Raw genomic sequence first — 15,270 nt, forward strand, 5'->3', positions numbered from 1 at the left:
TGCGCGGCAAGGGCCTGATGGTGGGCGTGGAGCTGGTCGGCCCCGGCGGTGAACCGGACCCGGCCGCCGCGGTGGCGGTGCTGGAGGGCGCGCGGGAACGAGGTCTGCTGGTGGGCAAGGGCGGCTTGTACGGCAACGTGATCCGCCTGGCCCCGCCGATGACGCTGACCGAGGACGAGCTGGAGGAGGCGCTGGCGGTGCTGCGCGAGACCATCGCGGAGGTGGCGTCGTGAGGATCACCCACTGGATCGGCGGCAAGCCGTGGACCGGCGCGGTCGAGCGCGCGGGCGAGGTCCACGACCCGGCCACCGGCCGGGTCTCGGCGCGGGTCGACTTCGCGTCGGCGTCGGTGGTGGACGAAGCGGTGGCCGCGGCGCGCGAGGCGTACACGCGGTGGCGCGGCGCGTCACTGGCGCAGCGGGCGAACGTGATGTTCGCCTTCCGCGAGCTGCTCAACGCGCGCAAGGGCGAGCTCGCCTCGATCGTCACCGCCGAGCACGGCAAGGTGCTCCCCGACGCGATGGGCGAGGTGCAGCGCGCCCTGGAGGCGGTCGAGTTCGCCTGCGGCGTCCCGCACCTGCTCAAGGGCGGGTTCAGCGAGAACGCCTCCACCAAGGTCGACGTCTACTCGATCCGGCAGCCGCTGGGGGTGGTCGGGGTGGTGTCGCCGTTCAACTTCCCCGCCATGGTGCCGCTGTGGTTCGTGCCCAACGCCATCGCGTGCGGCAACACCGTGGTGCTCAAGCCGAGCGAGAAGGACCCGTCGGCGTCGGTGTTCATCGCCGAGCTGTTCGCGGAGGCGGGCCTGCCCGACGGCGTGCTCAACGTCGTGCACGGCGACAAGGTGGCCGTGGACCGCGTCCTGGAGCACCCGGAGGTCAAGGCCGTCTCCTTCGTCGGCTCCACGCCGGTCGCCCGGCACGTCTACGAGACCGGCACCCGGCACGGCAAGCGCGTGCAGGCGCTGGGCGGGGCCAAGAACCACATGGTCGTGCTGCCCGACGCGGACCTGGACCTGGCCGCCGACGCGGCGGTGTCGGCGGGCTTCGGCTCGGCGGGGGAGCGGTGCATGGCCATCTCGGTGGTGGTCGCCGTGGACCCGGTGGGCGACGAGCTGGTGGCCAAGGTCGCCGACCGCATCGCCGCGCTGAAGGTCGGCGACGGCCGTCGCGCGGGCTGCGAGATGGGGCCGCTGATCACCGGCGAGCACCGCGACCGCGTGGCCGCCTACGTGGACGCGGGTGTCGCGGAGGGGGCCCGCCTGGTGGTCGACGGCCGCGACCGCCCGGTCGACGGCGACCCGTCGGGCTTCTGGCTCGGGTCGACCCTGTTCGACCACGTGGGCGTGGACATGTCCGTCTACCGCGACGAGATCTTCGGCCCGGTGCTGTCGGTGCTGCGGGTGCCCACCTACGACGAGGCGCTGGAGGTGGTCAACGCCAACCCGTACGGCAACGGAACGGCCGTCTTCACCAACGACGGCGGTGCGGCCCGGCGGTTCCAGAACGAGGTCGAGGTCGGCATGGTCGGGGTGAACGTGCCGATCCCGGTGCCGGTGTCCTACTACTCGTTCGGCGGGTGGAAGGACTCGCTGTTCGGCGACTCGCACGCCTACGGCCCGGACGGCGTGCACTTCTTCACCCGCACCAAGGTCGTCACCGGCCGCTGGCTGGACCCGTCGCACGGCGGGGTCAACCTCGGGTTCCCGCGCAACACCTGACCGACCGGCACACCGCCCCGCGAACGGCTTGCGCGCGCAACCGGAAAATCGGTGGCGAACGGGCGCAATGCCCGGCGGTGCCAGTTCAATAGCTGAACAATTTATTTCGCACGGTCGTGGTGGGGCCGTTTTGGCATTGTGGGCGGAATGGCGTAATCTGCTCCGCGTTGTGCACTCGGCTTTGGGGGCGCTGGGGCTTATCGCGATTCCCGCTAGGAGCACCGTTGGTCATCACTCGCCACACCGATCCGCCCGGTCTGGTGTTGTCGGGGGACATCGGCGCCGCGCAGTTGCAGGCGCTGCGCGATGTCGTCCTCGAAGCCGCTGACGCGGGGGGTGACGGCGTCCGGCTCTGCGCGCGGGACGTGCCGTTCCTCCGGGTCGAGGCCATCCGCGTACTGATCGCGGTCGCCGCTGAGCTGGCCCCGAGAGGTCGCGCGCTGGTGCTCGACGTCGCCAGGCACCACGCCTGGGCGATCGAAGCGCTGGGCTGGGCGGATGCGCCCGGTCTGGTCCTGTTGAACGGAGGTGTGCCCAGGTGAGCGAAGACCGGTTCCGGCACCACGCGGCCGTCTACACCACGGACGAGGAATTCCTCGCGGTGGCGGCCCCATTCGTGGCCGAGGGGATCGAACTCGGTGAGCCGGTGCTGGTCGCCACAACACCCGCGAACGTCGAATCGTTGCGATCCGCGCTCGGCACCCTGGCGGGTGATTTCGACCATGCCGAAACTGCCTATTTCGGGCGGCGACCACCGGAACGGGCTACCGCCTTCTTCCGCTACTGGCAGCACAAAGTGACGTCGGCCACCTGCCGCAACGTCAGGGTGCTCGCCGAACCGCTGTGGGCGGGCCGCACGCGCGCCGACGCGACGGCCTGGCGGCGCATGGAGTCGGGGCTCAACGTCGTCTTAGCCGCCACTAACGTGTGGATGCTGTGCCCGTACGACGCGCGGGTGGTCGGCGAGGAGGGCGTGACCCACGCGCTGATGACCCACCCCGAGCACGTGGTCGACGGCGAGGTGATCACCTCGCCGCACTACGTCGAGCCCGCCCACTACGCCGACACCTGCGACGCGCTCCCGCTGCCGCCCCGACCGGCCGACGCCAGGGTGCTGCCGCTGCGCGGTGACCTGCAGGCGTTGCGCCGGTTCATCGTGGGCCGGGCCATCGGTTTCGGGCTGTCGGAGGAGAACGCGGCGATGCTGACCGTCGCGGTCGGCGAGGCGCTGGCGTTCCTGCGCGACGACGGCCACGCCGCGATGTGGCTGGCCGACGGCTCGCTGGTGTGCGAGCTCAGCGGTGCACAAGCGGGTGAGCTGGACCCGTTCGCCGGGTTCCGGCCGCCCGCGCTGCACGCGCCCACCGCACCCGGCGACGGGCTGTGGGTGACCCGCCAGATCTGCGAGTCGGTCGACGTGCGCTGCGTCGAGGGCACCGTGGTGTTCCGGTTGCGCGTGGCGGGACCGCGCGCGGCGGAGAGCGCGGTCCCGGAGCGGTAGGAGTCACCTGGCCTGGGCGGCCAGCGCTTGGGGGAGCGGGTCGTAGCGGCAGAAGCGGCGGCTGTAGGTGCCGGTGCCCGACGTCAGCGAGCGCAGCTCGATGGCGTACCGCAGCAGCTCGGTGCTGGGCACCTCGGCCCGGATCACCGTGTGGCCCGCGCTGTCGGCCTCGGTGCCCAGCACCCGGCCGCGCCGCCCGGACAGGTCGCCCAGCACCGTGCCGAGGTGCTCGTCGGGCAGCCTGATGCGCACCTCGTCCACCGGCTCCAGCAACGAGGTCCGGCCGTTGGCCGCGGCGTCCTTGAGCGCCAGCGAGCCCGCGGTCTGGAACGCCGCGTCGGAGGAGTCCACCGAGTGCGCCTTGCCGTCCACCAGCGTCACGCGCACGTCGACCACCGGGTGGCCTGCCTGCAGGCCGCGCTCCAGCTGCGCGCGCACCCCCTTCTCGACGCTGGGGATGAACTGGTTGGGGATCGCGCCGCCGACGATGCGGTCGACGAACTCGAAGCCCGCGCCGCGCGGCAGCGGTTCGACCACGATGTCGCACACCGCGTACTGGCCGTGCCCGCCGGACTGCTTGACGTGCCGCCCGTGCCCCTTGGCCGGCGCGGCGAAGGTCTCCCGCAGCGCCACCCGCACCGGCTCGGTGTCCACCTCGGCCCCGCCCGCGCGCAGCCGGGCCAGCACCACGTCGGCGTGCGCTTCGCCCATGCACCACAGCACCAGCTGGTGGGTCTCGGCGTTGCGCTCCAGCCGCAGCGTGGGATCGCCCGCGACGAGCTTGTTCAGGTTGCGGGCCAGGTTGTCCTCGTCGCTGCGGCTGCGCGGCACCACCGCGACCGGCAGCAGCGGCTCGGGCATGTCCCACGGCGCGACCAGCAGCGGGTGCTCCGGCGCGGACACGGTGTCCCCGGTCTCCGCCGAGCCCAGCTTGGTCAGCGCGCACAGGTCGCCCGCCACGCAGTACGGCACCTCGCGCAGGTTCGCCCCCAATGGTGAGTACACGTGCGCGACGCGCTCGTCCGCGTCGTGGTCCTCGTGCCCGCGATCGGCCATGCCGTGACCGGAGACGTGCACGGGCCGTTCCGGCCGCAGCGTCCCGGAGAACACCCGCACCAGCGACACGCGGCCCACGTAGGAGTCGACGGCGGTGCGCACCACCTCGGCGACCAGCGGCCCCTCCGGGTCCGGGGCGAGGCGGGGATGCGGGATGCCGTCCACGCCGGTGATCTCGGGCAGCGGGTGCTCCAGCGGCGAGGGGAACGCGCGGGCGATGCCGTCGAGCAGTTCGGGCAGGCCCGTCCCGGTCGCCGCGCACACCGGCAGCACCGGGTGGAACGAGCCGCGCGCCACCGCGGTCTCCAGGTCGGCGATCAGGGTGGCCTGGTCGATCTCCTCGCCGTTGAGGTAGCGGTCCATGAGGGTCTCGTCCTCGCTCTCGGCGATGATCCCCTCGATGAGCTGGTCGCGCTGCTCGGCGTAGCGCTCGTCGTCGGTGGTGAGCAGGCCCACCAGCCCTCCGTCGTCGCCGGGCAGGTACAGCGGCACCACGCCCGCGCCGAACGCCTCCTGGCAGGCGGCGATCTCGTTGAGCACGTCGGCGCGGTGGTGGTCGGTGCGCGAGATGACGACCGCGCGCGGCATCCCGACCGCCGCGCACTCCTGCCACAGCGCCACGGTCGTGGCGTCGACGCCTTCCGCGGCGCTGACCACGAACAGCGCCGCGTCCGCCGCGCGCAGGCCCGCGCGCAGCTCGCCGACGAAGTCGGCGTAACCGGGGGTGTCGATGAAGTTGATCTTGATGTCGCCGTGCCGGACCGGGGCGACCGACAGGCCGACGGAGCGCTGCTGGCGCACCGCGGCCGGGTCGTGGTCGCACACCGTGGTGCCCTCGGTGACCGAACCCGCCCTGGTCAGGACGCCGGTGGTCGCCAGCAGGGCTTCGGCGAGGGTCGTCTTGCCCGACCCGGAGGGGCCGACCAGCACGACGTTGCGCACTTTGGCCGGGTCGTCCACAGCGACCGCGGCTGCCGAGGGACTGCTGTCGGAGTGTTTGCTGCCCATGGGATGCCCACCCTCCACAAGTGATTAGTGTTCGATCTCACACCCGTGGCGCGCGTCGGACAACCCCGTGGGCCGGACCCAACCCGGCAGGAGGAACCAGGGCGGGCGCGGACGGGGGCCGTGCTCACCCCACCGCTGCCACCGGAGCGTCGGGTCGCCCGCTCGGCCGGTGCTCGCACCCGGACGTGTGCCAGGCCACTACCTGCGGTGGGGGTGCGAGTGGACTGCTGAGAACGCGTCGGATTGGCCTGCTTCGGCGGTCCACGTCCGACGTACGATCAGGTGGTCGTCCCCCTGATCCGAAAGGCTGGCCGTGACCACTTCATCCAACTCCGAGGCCGGTGCGCACCTGACCGGCACCGCCCGCGTCAAGCGCGGCATGGCGGAGATGCTCAAGGGCGGCGTGATCATGGACGTGGTCACCCCCGAGCAGGCCAAGATCGCCGAGGACGCGGGCGCGGTCGCCGTCATGGCGCTGGAGCGGGTGCCCGCGGACATCCGCGCGCAGGGCGGCGTGTCGCGGATGAGCGACCCGGACATGATCGACGGCATCATCTCCGCGGTCTCGATCCCGGTGATGGCCAAGGCCCGCATCGGCCACTTCGTCGAGGCGCAGGTGCTGCAGTCCCTCGGCGTGGACTACATCGACGAGTCCGAGGTGCTCACCCCGGCCGACTACGCCAACCACATCGACAAGTGGCAGTTCACCGTGCCCTTCGTGTGCGGTGCGACCAACCTGGGCGAGGCGCTGCGCCGGATCACCGAGGGCGCGGCGATGATCCGCTCCAAGGGCGAGGCGGGCACCGGCGACGTCTCCAACGCCACCACCCACATGCGCAAGATCCGCGCCGAGATCAAGCGCCTGCAGAACCTGCCCGCCGACGAGCTGTACGTGGCGGCCAAGGAGCTGCAGGCCCCGTACGAGCTGGTGCGCGAGGTCGCCGAGGCGGGCAAGCTGCCGGTCGTGCTGTTCACCGCGGGCGGCATCGCCACCCCGGCCGACGCGGCGATGATGATGCAGCTGGGCGCCGAGGGCGTGTTCGTGGGCTCGGGCATCTTCAAGTCCGGCAACCCGGCGCAGCGCGCGGAGGCCATCGTCAAGGCCACCACCTTCTACGACGACCCGGACGTGATCGCCAAGGTCTCCCGCGGCTTGGGCGAGGCCATGGTGGGCATCAACGTGGACGAGATCCCGCAGCCGCACCGGCTCGCCGAGCGCGGCTGGTAGGAGCGGTCCGCGGCGGCTTCCGGCCCACCGCGGGCCGGGAGCCGCCGCGCGTCAGGACACCGGGTACACCTCGATGTCGACCTGGTGGCCGTTCGACCCGGCCAGCTTGGCGTCGCAGGTGATGAGGGGGACGTTGAGCTCCTCGGCGAGCGCCAGGTAGAGCGAGTCGTAGGTGTGCACCGCGTGCCGCAACTCCCATGCCCGGCGGAGCAGGGTCCGCAGGGGCACCCGGTTCACTGGTGACGCGGTGATCCGGGACATCGCGAAGGTCGCGTCGTCCGGGGTCAGGTGGAGGTTGCGCTCCATGCGGCGCAGCACGCTCATCGCTTCGGCGTCGATGAGCTCCGGGGCTGACGCGGTCGAGGTCATCAGCCTGCGCAGGAGTTCCCGTTCCGGGCTCTTGCCCGCGACGACCTCGACGAGCGCGGAGCAGTCCACGACGATGGTGGTCTTCATTCGCTGTCCACCTCGTCCCGGAGCTCGCGGATCGTGCGCACGATGGTCTCCCGGTCCACACCCCAGGTGCGGTTGGTGGCGGACTCGATCCACTCTTCCATGGTCGGCTTGCTGGCCACTTCGATCAGGTGCTGGCGCAGGTAGCCGGTCAGCGACATGCCCTGTGCGTCGGCGCGTTTCTGGAGGATGTCCACCACCTTGGACGGCACCTCACGGATGTGCACGGGTTTGGTGTCGCCGCCCTCGTCCATGTCTTCGAGCGTAGGGGCGGTACATGCTGTCTGCATGAAGCTCTCATCGGCACATGCACCGATGGAATCAACTACTCGAACGGGTGTTCTACACGTGCTCCATGACCATCACCGCTGATGTGCCCGGCTCCAGCGCCTGGCAGGTGTGCGGCACGTCGCCGGGGTAGAGCAGGTAGTCGCCCGGCCCCAGTTCCACCGGCTCCTCCCTCGGCCCCGCCAGCACCCGCCCCGCGCTGACCACCAGGTGCTCGGTCGTGCCCGGCATGTGCGGCTCCGACTCGCGCGCCGCGCCCGGCTCCAGGTTGAGCACGTAGATGTCCCGCCGCGCCCCCGGCGGGCAGGACGCCAGCAGGGTCGCCGTGTAGTGCGCCCGCTCCGAGTAGATGGCGGGCCCCTCGCCCGCGCGGATCACCCGCACCCGCGGCGTGGGCGGGTCGACCAGCCTGCTGAACGGCACCCCGAGCGCGACGCCGAGCGCCCACAGCGTCTCCACGCTGGGGTTGCCGCTGCCCGACTCCAGTTGGGAGAGCGTGGACTTGGCGATCCCGGCCCGCTTGGCCAGTTCGCTCAGCGACAGGCCCGCGCGCTCCCGCTCCCGTCGCAGCGAGGCCGCGATGACCTCCAGCGGCGCCCCTGTGTTCGGCATGACAGTCCAATCGTTCGGCTTGACGAACACACCGTAGGTGTTCAGTCTAGAAGACGATGCGTTCGATATGGCGTACACATGACACCGACCTGCTGCGCGACGTGGCGGCCATCGCCGCCGCGGCGGCGGTCAACGGCGCGTCCTTCGGCGCGATCTCGGTCGCGGGCGGCCTGCAGTGGTGGGTGCCGCTGGTGATGTCCGTGCTGGTCTTCGCGGGCGGCTCGCAGTTCATGGCGGTCGGCGTGGTCGCCGCGGGCGGCAGCCCGGCCGCCGCGGTGCTCGCCGGGCTGGTGCTCAACGCGCGGCACCTGCCGTTCGGCCTGGCCGTCGGCCACGTGCTGGGCCGGGGACTGGCCGCCCGGCTGGTCGGCAGCCACCTGATGGTCGACGAGAGCGTGGCCTTCTCCCTGGCGCAGCGCGACCCGGCGCGCGCCCGCACCGCCTTCTGGGCCTGCGGCGTCACCCTGTTCCTCGGCTGGAACCTCGGCGTGGTCGCGGGCTCGCTGGTCGGGCAGGGCATCGGCGACCCCGGCGCGTTCGGCCTGGACGCGGCGTTCCCCGCCGCCCTGCTGGCGCTGGTGCTGCCCGCCCTCAAGGACACCGCGACGTTGCGCGCGGCCCTGCTCGGCGCGGTGGTCGCGCTGGCCACCACGCCGCTGCTGCCCGCGGGCGTGCCGGTGCTGCTGGCGCTGGTCGGGCTGGTGGCCACGGCCGGGCGGAAGAAGACCGGGCGGAAGAAGGAGGTGGCCGCGTGAGCCTCGCCGCGATCCTGGTGCTCGCCGCGGGCACCTACGCCTTCCGGGTGGCCGGTCCGCTGCTGCGCGACCGGCTGACCCTGCCCGACCGGGTCAAGGAGCTGATGGCCACCGCGGCGACGGTGCTGCTCGTCGCGCTGGTCGCCACCTCCTCCCTGACCAGCGGCCGGGAGTTCGCCGGGTGGGCGCTGCCCGCGGGCGTGCTGGTGGGAGGTCTCGCCGCGTGGCGCAAGGCCCCGTTCGTGGTGGTCGTCCTGCTGGCCGGGGCCACCACGGCGGGGCTGCGCCTGGCGGGCGTCAGCTGAGCACCGGCGCGGCCAGCCACCCCTCCGGGATGCCGAACGCGTCCACCAGCGTCCGCGCGTGCGGGCGCAGCTGGCGGCACAGCTCGTTCACCGCCTGGGACACCGCCTTCGAGCGGGCCGGGCTGAGCCTGCCGTGCTCCAGGAACCACGCCCGGTCGCCCTCGATCGTGCTCAGCGCGTACAGGTCGCACACCCGGTCCAGCAGCGCGGACACCTCCGGGTCCGGGCACCGGTCGACCGCCGCCACGAACGCCTCCAGCACCACGCGGTCCACGTGCGCGCGGGCCGCGTGCAGCACGTGGTCCTGCGCGGCGTTGAACACGTCGAACGCGTCCTGCTTCGAGGCCTTGCGCAGCCTGCGCGCCAGCCCCTCCAGGATGTGCCGCTCCCGGTCCTCGAACTGGCGCACCTGCCAGCCCCGGTCCAGCAGCGCGTCGGAGCTGCCGCGCACCAGCCGGTCGATGATCGCGCGGGCGGCGGTGCGCTCGATCACCACGCTCACCGCCTGGTCGGCCACGAACCGGGCCATGCCCCACGGGTCCAGGTCGCCGACGTGGTCGCGGTAGCTGGTCAGCAGGCCCTTGGCGACCAGCTGGAGCAGCACCGTGTTGTCACCCTCGAAGGTGGTGAACACGTCCGTGTCGGCCTTGAGCCCGGCCAGCAGGTTCTCCGACAGGTACCCGGCGCCGCCGCAGGCCTCGCGGCAGGTCTGGATGGTGTGCGTGGCGTGCCAGGTGGCCACCGCCTTGAGCCCGGCCGCGCGCGACTCCAGCTCCCGCTGGTGCCGGTCGTCGCCACCGTCGTGCAGCGCCGAGACCAGCTCCTCCTGGGCGAAGTGCAGCGCGTAGGAGGTGGCCAGCGCGGGCAGCAGCCGCCGCTGGTGGGCGAGGTAGTCCAGCACGACGACCTCCTCGCCGGTGTCCGGTCGGGTGAACTGCCGCCGCTGCGAGCCGTACCCGATCGCGATGGCCAGTGCCTTCTTGGTGGCGCTGCCCGCGCCGCCCGCCACGCTGATCCGCCCGCGCACCAGCGTGCCCAGCATGGTGAAGAACCGGCGGCCGGTGCCCTCGACCGGGCTGGAGTAGGTGCCGTCCGGGGCCACGTCGCCGTACCGGTTGAGCAGCGCCTCGCGCGGCACCCGCACGTTGTCGAAGGTCAACCGGCCGTTGTCCACCCCGTTCAGCCCGGCCTTGGGCCCGCAGTCCTCGATCCGCACCCCCGGCATCGGGGCGCCGGACTCGTCGCGGATCGGCACCAGCAGCGCGTGCACGCCGTGCTGCTGCCCCCGCGTGACGAGCTGGGCGAACACCACCGCCATTCGACCGTCGCGGGCGGCGTTGCCGATGTAGTCCTTGCGCGCCGCGGGGTCGGGCGTGTGCACCACGAACTCGCCCGCCTCGACGTCGTAGGTCGCCGTGGTCCGCAGGTGCTGCACGTCCGAGCCGTGCCCGGTCTCGGTCATGGCGAAGCAGCCCGGCAGTTCCATGCTCATGATCGCCGGCAGGTAGCGCGCGTGGTGCTCCTCGGTGCCCAGCGCCTGCACCGCTCCGCCGAACAGCCCCCACTGCACGCCCGCCTTGACCATCAGCGACAGGTCGCCGTAGCCCAGCGCCTCGAACGCGACCACCGAGCCGCCGATGTCGTCGCGGTCGCCGTGCTCGGCGGGGAAGCCGATCGCCGGGTAGCCGCCCTCGGCCAGCGTGCGCATCTGCTCCAGAACCCAGGCGCGGTGCTCCTCGCGGGAGAGCTCACCCGCCGGTTCCAGCTTCCCCAGCAGGTCCAGCGAGTCCCGCCGCAGGGTGGCCCACCGGCCGTCCAGGAGTTCGCGCAGCACGTCGGTCCTCATTACTCCTTAGTAGCACGGCCCTCGGCGCGGGCGGACCCGGCCTGGGTCAACCGTGCCCGGAGTCACGGCCGGACCCGCCCGTCCCGGTCCGGCGGAACCGCGAGCCGAACGCCCGGCCTGCCGGAAGAGCTCCACCAGGCGTTTTCCCGCCGTTGTGGAAATGATCACATCAAGCCTTGCTCAAGCCGGCGTGGCAGTCGCGCCGCGAGGTTCTAACGTCCAACCCTCGTGAACGAGGAGAACACGGACGGTTACACCAAGTCACTGGGCAAGCGCCAGGTCCAGATGATCGCCATCGGCGGCGCCATCGGCGTGGGCCTGTTCCTCGGCGCGGGCGGCAGACTCGCCCAGGCCGGTCCTGCCCTCGTGTTCTCCTACGCCGCGTGCGGCCTGGCCGCGTTCTTCGTGATGCGGGCGCTGGGCGAGCTGGTGCTGCACCGCCCCACCGCGGGCAGCTTCGTGGAGTACGCCCGCGAGTTCATCGGGCCGTGGGCGGGCTTCACCTCGGGCTGGATGTACTGGGTGAACTGGGCGATGACCGGCATCGCCGAGATCACCGCGGTGGCCATCTACGTCCACCGCTGGCTGCCGGACCTGCCGCAGTGGGTCACCGCGCTGATCGCGCTGGCCTTCCTGGTCGTGGTCAACCTGCTGTCGGTGAAGCTGTTCGGCGAGCTGGAGTTCTGGTTCTCCGTGGTCAAGGTGACCGCGATCGTGGTGTTCCTGTTCACCGGGGTCGCGCTGGTCGTGGGCAACGCCGAGATCGGCGGGGCAGAGGCGGGCGTGCACAACCTGACCGCGCACGGCGGGCTGTTCCCGGCGGGCATCGGCATCGCGCTGATGACCCTCCAGGCGGTCATCTTCGCCTACTCGTCGATCGAGCTGGTCGGCATCGCGGCGGGCGAGACGCGCAACCCCCGCGAAGTGCTGCCCAAGGCCATCAACGGCGTCGTCTACCGGATCGGCGTCTTCTACGTCGGCTCGGTCCTGCTACTGGCGATGCTGCTGCCCTGGAACCTCTACAGCGGCGCGGAGAGCCCGTTCGTCACCGTCTTCTCGCAGCTGGGCATCGCCGGTGTCGGCGACGTGATGAACGCCGTGGTGCTGACCGCCGCGCTGTCCTCGTGCAACTCGGGGCTGTACTCGACCGGCCGCATCCTGCGCGCGCTGGCCGACAAGGGCGAGGCGCCCGCGTTCACCGGCCGGATGAGCAGCAGGCACGTGCCCTACGGCGGCATCCTGTTCACCTCGGTGGCCTACCTGGCGGGCGTGGTGCTGAACTACCTGGTGCCCAAGGAGGCGTTCGACATCGCGATCGCCATCGCCTCGCTGGGCGTGGTGGCCACCTGGGCCACGCTCATCCTCTGCCAGCTCAGGCTGCGCCAGGCGGTGCGGCGCGGCGAGCTGCCCCAGCCCGCGTACCGGATGCCCGGCGCCCCCTACACCGGGTGGGCCACGCTCGGGTTCCTGGCGCTGGTCCTGGTGCTGATGGCCTTCGCCGGACCGGCCGAGCGCATCGCCTTCTGGTCCATCCCCGTGCTCGTCGTCCTGCTGTTCGCGGGGTGGCGGGCGGTCCAGTCCCGGCGCTCGACGGCCCGACCGGACGTCGAGCGGGTCGCGGCGGGCGACTAGCCCACCGCGGGAAGGTGGAAGCGGGCGGGGCGGGTGTCACGAGCACCCGCCCCGCCCTGGTGGAACAGGGGTGCGGGGCCACGCCTTAGGCTGGTGGGGAGCGTTCCCCGCCGCAGGAGGAAGATCCAGTCGTGTCCGTCGTCGGTGTCCTGGCCCTGCAGGGCGATGTCCGCGAGCACCTCGTCGCGCTGGCCGAGGCCGACGCGCTGGCCCGCCCGATCCGCCGCCCCGAGGAGCTGGCCGAGGTCGACGGCGTGGTCCTGCCCGGCGGCGAGTCGACCACCATCAGCAGGCTGCTGCACACCTTCGAGCTGCTGGAGCCGCTGCGCGCCCGCATCGCCGAGGGGATGCCCGCCTACGGCTCCTGCGCGGGCATGATCCTGCTCGCCGACCAGGTGCTCGACGGCCGCCCGGACCAGCACCAGCTGGGCGGACTGGACATCGTCGTGCGGCGCAACGCGTTCGGCAGGCAGGTCGACTCGTTCGAGTCGGACCTGGACTTCACCGGGGTCGGGGATGAGCCGGTGCACGCGGTGTTCATCCGGGCCCCGTGGGTCGAATCGGCGGGGTCCGATGTGGAAGTGCTGGCGCGCGTGCCGGAATCCGAGGACGCGGGCGAGGCCGCCGGTAGGATCGTCGCGGTTCGGCAGGGGCACGTGCTGGCCACCTCGTTCCACCCGGAGCTGACCGGTGACGGGCGCGTGCACCGCCTTTTCGTGGACATGGTCCGCGCCGCGGGCTGAGTATTCGACGGAGGAGCAATGAGCGGCCACTCTAAGTGGGCGACCACCAAGCACAAGAAGGCCGCAATCGATGCCAAGCGCGGCAAGCTGTTCGCGCGGCTGATCAAGAACATCGAGGTCGCGGCGCGCACCGGGGGCAGTGACCCGGATGGCAACCCCACGCTGTACGACGCCATCCAGAAGGCGCGCAAGAACTCGGTCCCGCTGGACAACATCGAGCGCGCCCGCAAGCGCGGTGGCGGTGAGGAGGCGGGTGGCGCCGACTGGCAGACCATCATGTACGAGGGCTACGGCCCCAACGGCGTCGCGGTGCTGGTGGAGTGCCTGACCGACAACCGCAACCGCGCGGCGAGCGAGGTCCGCACGGCGATGACCCGCAACGGCGGTTCCATGGCCGACCCCGGCTCGGTGTCCTACATGTTCACCCGCAAGGGCGTGGTGATCGTGCCCAAGAACGGCCTGTCCGAGGACGACGTCCTGATGGCGGTGCTGGACGCGGGCGCGGAGGAGGTCAACGACCTGGGCGAGAGCTACGAGGTCGTCTCCGAGGCGGGTGACCTGGTGGCGGTGCGCAAGGCGCTGCAGGACGCGGGGTACGACTACGAGTCGGCCGAGGCGAACTTCCTGCCGTCGGTGACGGTGCAGCTGGAGGCCGAGGGCGCGCGCAAGATCTTCAAGCTCATCGACGCGCTCGAGGACTGCGACGACGTGCAGAACGTGTACGCGAACTTCGACGTCTCGGACGAGGTCATGGCGGCCGTGGACGCCTGACGGGGGTGATCGGGTCGGCGCGGCGGTCCGGGACAATGGGCGCCGTGTCGACCCCCTCGCTGAGCCCCGAAGAGCACAACCTGCGCGCCTGGCTGCTGGACCAGGCCGAACGCCACGGCCACGCGGTGGTCACCGTGCCGCAGGACGAGGAGGGCGCGCCGTACGCCTTCTCGGTCGGGGCCTGGCGGCGCTTCGGGGTGGCCGAGGCCGTGGTGATCGGCCTGGACGCGGGCATGGCGGAGGTGCTCATCCGCGCCTACGTCGACCGGGCCAGCCGGGGGGAGCGGTTCGTGCCGGGCAAGCTCTACCACGACTTCTTCCAGGGTGTGCCGGTCACCTTCGAGCGGGTGTTCAAGGGGTTCTACCCGGAGTTCTTCGGCAGCGCCTTCCTGCTCTACGGCAAGGGTGACTTCGCCGCCGTGCAGATCGTGGTGCCAACCCCGCAGGGCCACTGGCCGTGGCAGCCGGACGCGCCGGAGGGCTTCGGCGACTGGCAGCTGCTGCTCACCGAGAGCGGTCGACCGGAGAGCTGGACGCCCGGCGTCGACGGTCCCTGAGGGCCGCGTTGTCAGGTCGTTGTTGTCAGGTCGTTGTTGTCAGCAGGTCCGCTGCCGACAGCTGACAAGCTCCGAGGAGTAGGAATTCCGGTGTGCGGGTGTGCTGGGGGGCACGCGCACTGAGGGGGGACATGCGTCCCGCTCCTCGCACGCCGGGGGAGGCGCGGGGAGCGGGACGCGTGCCCCGCACGGCGGTCCTGGGCGTCCGACGAGGAACCGGCGGGCTGCCCCTCAGGGCGTGCGGCCCAGCAGCGCGACCAGCTTCGCCGTCGGGTCGGCGTCCGCGGGGACCGGCACCGGCGGCTCGAACAGCCCGCTGCCCTGCCACCGCTGGACCTCCGGGCCCATCCGCTCCAGCAGCTCCTCGGCCAGGTCCGGGTCGACCCCGGCTCCGACGCCGATGGCCTTGGCCAGGTCCCAGGCGTGCACGGCCAGGTCCAGCGTCATCTGCCAGCCGTACTCCGGCGCGGCGGTCCGGCCGGAACTGAGGTGCACCTGCCGCTGGAGCGCCTTCGGCGCGATCCACGCCTCCCGCGCCGCCGCGGCGGCCAGCACCCAGGCGTGCAGCGGGTCCTCGCCGAGCTGATCGCCCTCGAAGCGGTCGCCGACCTGCTCGACGGTGCAGCCCGCCAGCAGCTCGGGCGCCCACAGCTGCTCCTGGACCAGGTGGTTGACCAGGTCCCGGACCGACCACTCCTTGCACGGCGTGGCCAGCTCCCACTGGTCGGCGCGCACCTGGCGCACCCTGGTGTCGAACTCGTTCATCGCCCGTCCGTGGGCCTCGATCAGATCCAC

The 15,270-nt window shown here is 72.0% G+C and carries 17 protein-coding genes; 11 read left to right on the forward strand and 6 right to left on the reverse strand.

Annotated features, from left to right (window positions below; genetic code table 11):
• From IEZ00_RS36965 to IEZ00_RS22380, 4 genes are all read left to right on the forward strand, one after another.
• Positions 1 to 233: aminotransferase class III-fold pyridoxal phosphate-dependent enzyme (locus tag IEZ00_RS36965; RefSeq protein WP_373293177.1), on the forward strand; the 233-nt coding region annotated here is incomplete at its 5' end.
• Complete coding sequence (locus tag IEZ00_RS22370) at positions 230 to 1,720, forward strand: CoA-acylating methylmalonate-semialdehyde dehydrogenase (protein ID WP_189225260.1); 1,491 nt, start codon at positions 230 to 232, stop codon at positions 1,718 to 1,720. The genes IEZ00_RS36965 and IEZ00_RS22370, both read left to right, overlap by 4 nt.
• 224 nt (positions 1,721 to 1,944) lie before the next feature.
• Positions 1,945 to 2,262, forward strand: coding sequence for an STAS domain-containing protein (locus tag IEZ00_RS22375; protein ID WP_189225261.1), 318 nt, complete (start codon positions 1,945 to 1,947; stop codon positions 2,260 to 2,262).
• Positions 2,259 to 3,221 (forward strand): anti-sigma factor RsbA family regulatory protein, encoded by a 963-nt coding sequence (locus IEZ00_RS22380; protein WP_189225262.1) that lies wholly within the window; start codon positions 2,259 to 2,261, stop codon positions 3,219 to 3,221. Before IEZ00_RS22375 ends, IEZ00_RS22380 begins: the two co-directional genes overlap by 4 nt.
• Positions 3,222 to 3,224: 3 nt before the next feature.
• On the opposite strand, the gene IEZ00_RS22385 is transcribed toward IEZ00_RS22380, so the two are convergent.
• Positions 3,225 to 5,285 (reverse strand): elongation factor G-like protein EF-G2, encoded by a 2,061-nt coding sequence (locus tag IEZ00_RS22385; protein WP_189225263.1) that lies wholly within the window; start codon positions 5,283 to 5,285, stop codon positions 3,225 to 3,227.
• Positions 5,286 to 5,598: 313 nt separating this feature from the next.
• Between IEZ00_RS22385 and pdxS the strand changes: the two genes are divergently transcribed.
• Positions 5,599 to 6,513, forward strand: a complete 915-nt coding sequence (pdxS, locus tag IEZ00_RS22390) for a pyridoxal 5'-phosphate synthase lyase subunit PdxS (protein ID WP_189225264.1) — start codon at positions 5,599 to 5,601, stop codon at positions 6,511 to 6,513.
• Between the two features lie 51 nt (positions 6,514 to 6,564).
• On the opposite strand, the gene IEZ00_RS22395 is transcribed toward pdxS, so the two are convergent.
• From IEZ00_RS22395 to IEZ00_RS22405, 3 genes are all read right to left on the reverse strand, one after another.
• Entirely contained in the window at positions 6,565 to 6,969 is a 405-nt protein-coding gene (locus tag IEZ00_RS22395; protein ID WP_189225265.1) for a type II toxin-antitoxin system VapC family toxin, read from the reverse strand.
• Entirely contained in the window at positions 6,966 to 7,220 is a 255-nt protein-coding gene (locus IEZ00_RS22400) for a hypothetical protein (RefSeq protein WP_189225266.1), read from the reverse strand. The genes IEZ00_RS22395 and IEZ00_RS22400 overlap by 4 nt, the downstream gene beginning before the upstream one ends.
• An 88-nt stretch (positions 7,221 to 7,308) precedes the next feature.
• A complete protein-coding gene (locus IEZ00_RS22405) occupies positions 7,309 to 7,866 on the reverse strand; it encodes a helix-turn-helix domain-containing protein (RefSeq protein WP_189225267.1) in 558 nt (185 codons plus the stop codon).
• Between the two features lie 56 nt (positions 7,867 to 7,922).
• Between IEZ00_RS22405 and IEZ00_RS22410 the strand changes: the two genes are divergently transcribed.
• Positions 7,923 to 8,621 carry an AzlC family ABC transporter permease gene (locus IEZ00_RS22410; RefSeq protein WP_189225268.1) on the forward strand — a complete coding sequence of 233 codons (699 nt, stop codon included), beginning with the start codon at positions 7,923 to 7,925 and terminating at the stop codon, positions 8,619 to 8,621.
• Entirely contained in the window at positions 8,618 to 8,926 is a 309-nt protein-coding gene (locus IEZ00_RS22415) for an AzlD domain-containing protein (RefSeq protein WP_189225269.1), read from the forward strand. Before IEZ00_RS22410 ends, IEZ00_RS22415 begins: the two co-directional genes overlap by 4 nt.
• Here the strand turns inward: IEZ00_RS22415 and IEZ00_RS22420 are convergent.
• The gene (locus IEZ00_RS22420; protein WP_189225270.1) at positions 8,919 to 10,772 is read right to left on the reverse strand and encodes an acyl-CoA dehydrogenase family protein; all 1,854 of its coding nucleotides are present in this window, start codon (positions 10,770 to 10,772) and stop codon (positions 8,919 to 8,921) included. The two genes, IEZ00_RS22415 and IEZ00_RS22420, sit on opposite strands and share 8 nt — an antisense overlap.
• A 285-nt stretch (positions 10,773 to 11,057) precedes the next feature.
• Between IEZ00_RS22420 and IEZ00_RS22425 the strand changes: the two genes are divergently transcribed.
• The 4 genes from IEZ00_RS22425 to IEZ00_RS22440 all read left to right on the forward strand — a co-directional run bounded on the left by IEZ00_RS22425 (position 11,058) and on the right by IEZ00_RS22440 (position 14,475).
• Complete coding sequence (locus tag IEZ00_RS22425) at positions 11,058 to 12,404, forward strand: amino acid permease (protein ID WP_189225327.1); 1,347 nt, start codon at positions 11,058 to 11,060, stop codon at positions 12,402 to 12,404.
• Positions 12,405 to 12,535: 131 nt separating this feature from the next.
• The gene (gene pdxT, locus IEZ00_RS22430; RefSeq protein WP_189225271.1) at positions 12,536 to 13,147 is read left to right on the forward strand and encodes a pyridoxal 5'-phosphate synthase glutaminase subunit PdxT; all 612 of its coding nucleotides are present in this window, start codon (positions 12,536 to 12,538) and stop codon (positions 13,145 to 13,147) included.
• Positions 13,148 to 13,165: 18 nt separating this feature from the next.
• On the forward strand, positions 13,166 to 13,918 hold the full coding sequence (locus IEZ00_RS22435) for a YebC/PmpR family DNA-binding transcriptional regulator (protein WP_189225272.1): 753 nt from the start codon (positions 13,166 to 13,168) through the stop codon (positions 13,916 to 13,918).
• 35 nt (positions 13,919 to 13,953) lie between these two features.
• Positions 13,954 to 14,475 carry a DUF4262 domain-containing protein gene (locus IEZ00_RS22440; RefSeq protein ID WP_189225273.1) on the forward strand — a complete coding sequence of 174 codons (522 nt, stop codon included), beginning with the start codon at positions 13,954 to 13,956 and terminating at the stop codon, positions 14,473 to 14,475.
• 231 nt (positions 14,476 to 14,706) lie between these two features.
• On the opposite strand, the gene IEZ00_RS22445 is transcribed toward IEZ00_RS22440, so the two are convergent.
• On the reverse strand, positions 14,707 to 15,270 hold the full coding sequence (locus IEZ00_RS22445; protein WP_229795984.1) for a TIGR03086 family metal-binding protein: 564 nt from the start codon (positions 15,268 to 15,270) through the stop codon (positions 14,707 to 14,709).

The sequence above is a fragment of the Saccharothrix coeruleofusca genome (assembly GCF_014648515.1).
Classification (GTDB): Bacteria; Actinomycetota; Actinomycetes; order Mycobacteriales; family Pseudonocardiaceae; genus Actinosynnema; species Actinosynnema coeruleofuscum.

Coding starts and splice junctions, on each gene's coding strand:
- IEZ00_RS22385 (WP_189225263.1), bottom strand. CDS start 5,285: ATGGGCAGCAAACACTCCGACAGCAGTCCCTCGGCAGCCGCGGTCGCT.
- IEZ00_RS22395 (WP_189225265.1), bottom strand. CDS start 6,969: ATGAAGACCACCATCGTCGTGGACTGCTCCGCGCTCGTCGAGGTCGTC.
- IEZ00_RS22400 (WP_189225266.1), bottom strand. CDS start 7,220: ATGGACGAGGGCGGCGACACCAAACCCGTGCACATCCGTGAGGTGCCG.
- IEZ00_RS22405 (WP_189225267.1), bottom strand. CDS start 7,866: ATGCCGAACACAGGGGCGCCGCTGGAGGTCATCGCGGCCTCGCTGCGA.
- IEZ00_RS22410 (WP_189225268.1), top strand. CDS start 7,923: ATGCGTTCGATATGGCGTACACATGACACCGACCTGCTGCGCGACGTG.
- IEZ00_RS22420 (WP_189225270.1), bottom strand. CDS start 10,772: ATGAGGACCGACGTGCTGCGCGAACTCCTGGACGGCCGGTGGGCCACC.
- IEZ00_RS22425 (WP_189225327.1), top strand. CDS start 11,058: ATGATCGCCATCGGCGGCGCCATCGGCGTGGGCCTGTTCCTCGGCGCG.
- IEZ00_RS22435 (WP_189225272.1), top strand. CDS start 13,166: ATGAGCGGCCACTCTAAGTGGGCGACCACCAAGCACAAGAAGGCCGCA.
- IEZ00_RS22440 (WP_189225273.1), top strand. CDS start 13,954: ATGGGCGCCGTGTCGACCCCCTCGCTGAGCCCCGAAGAGCACAACCTG.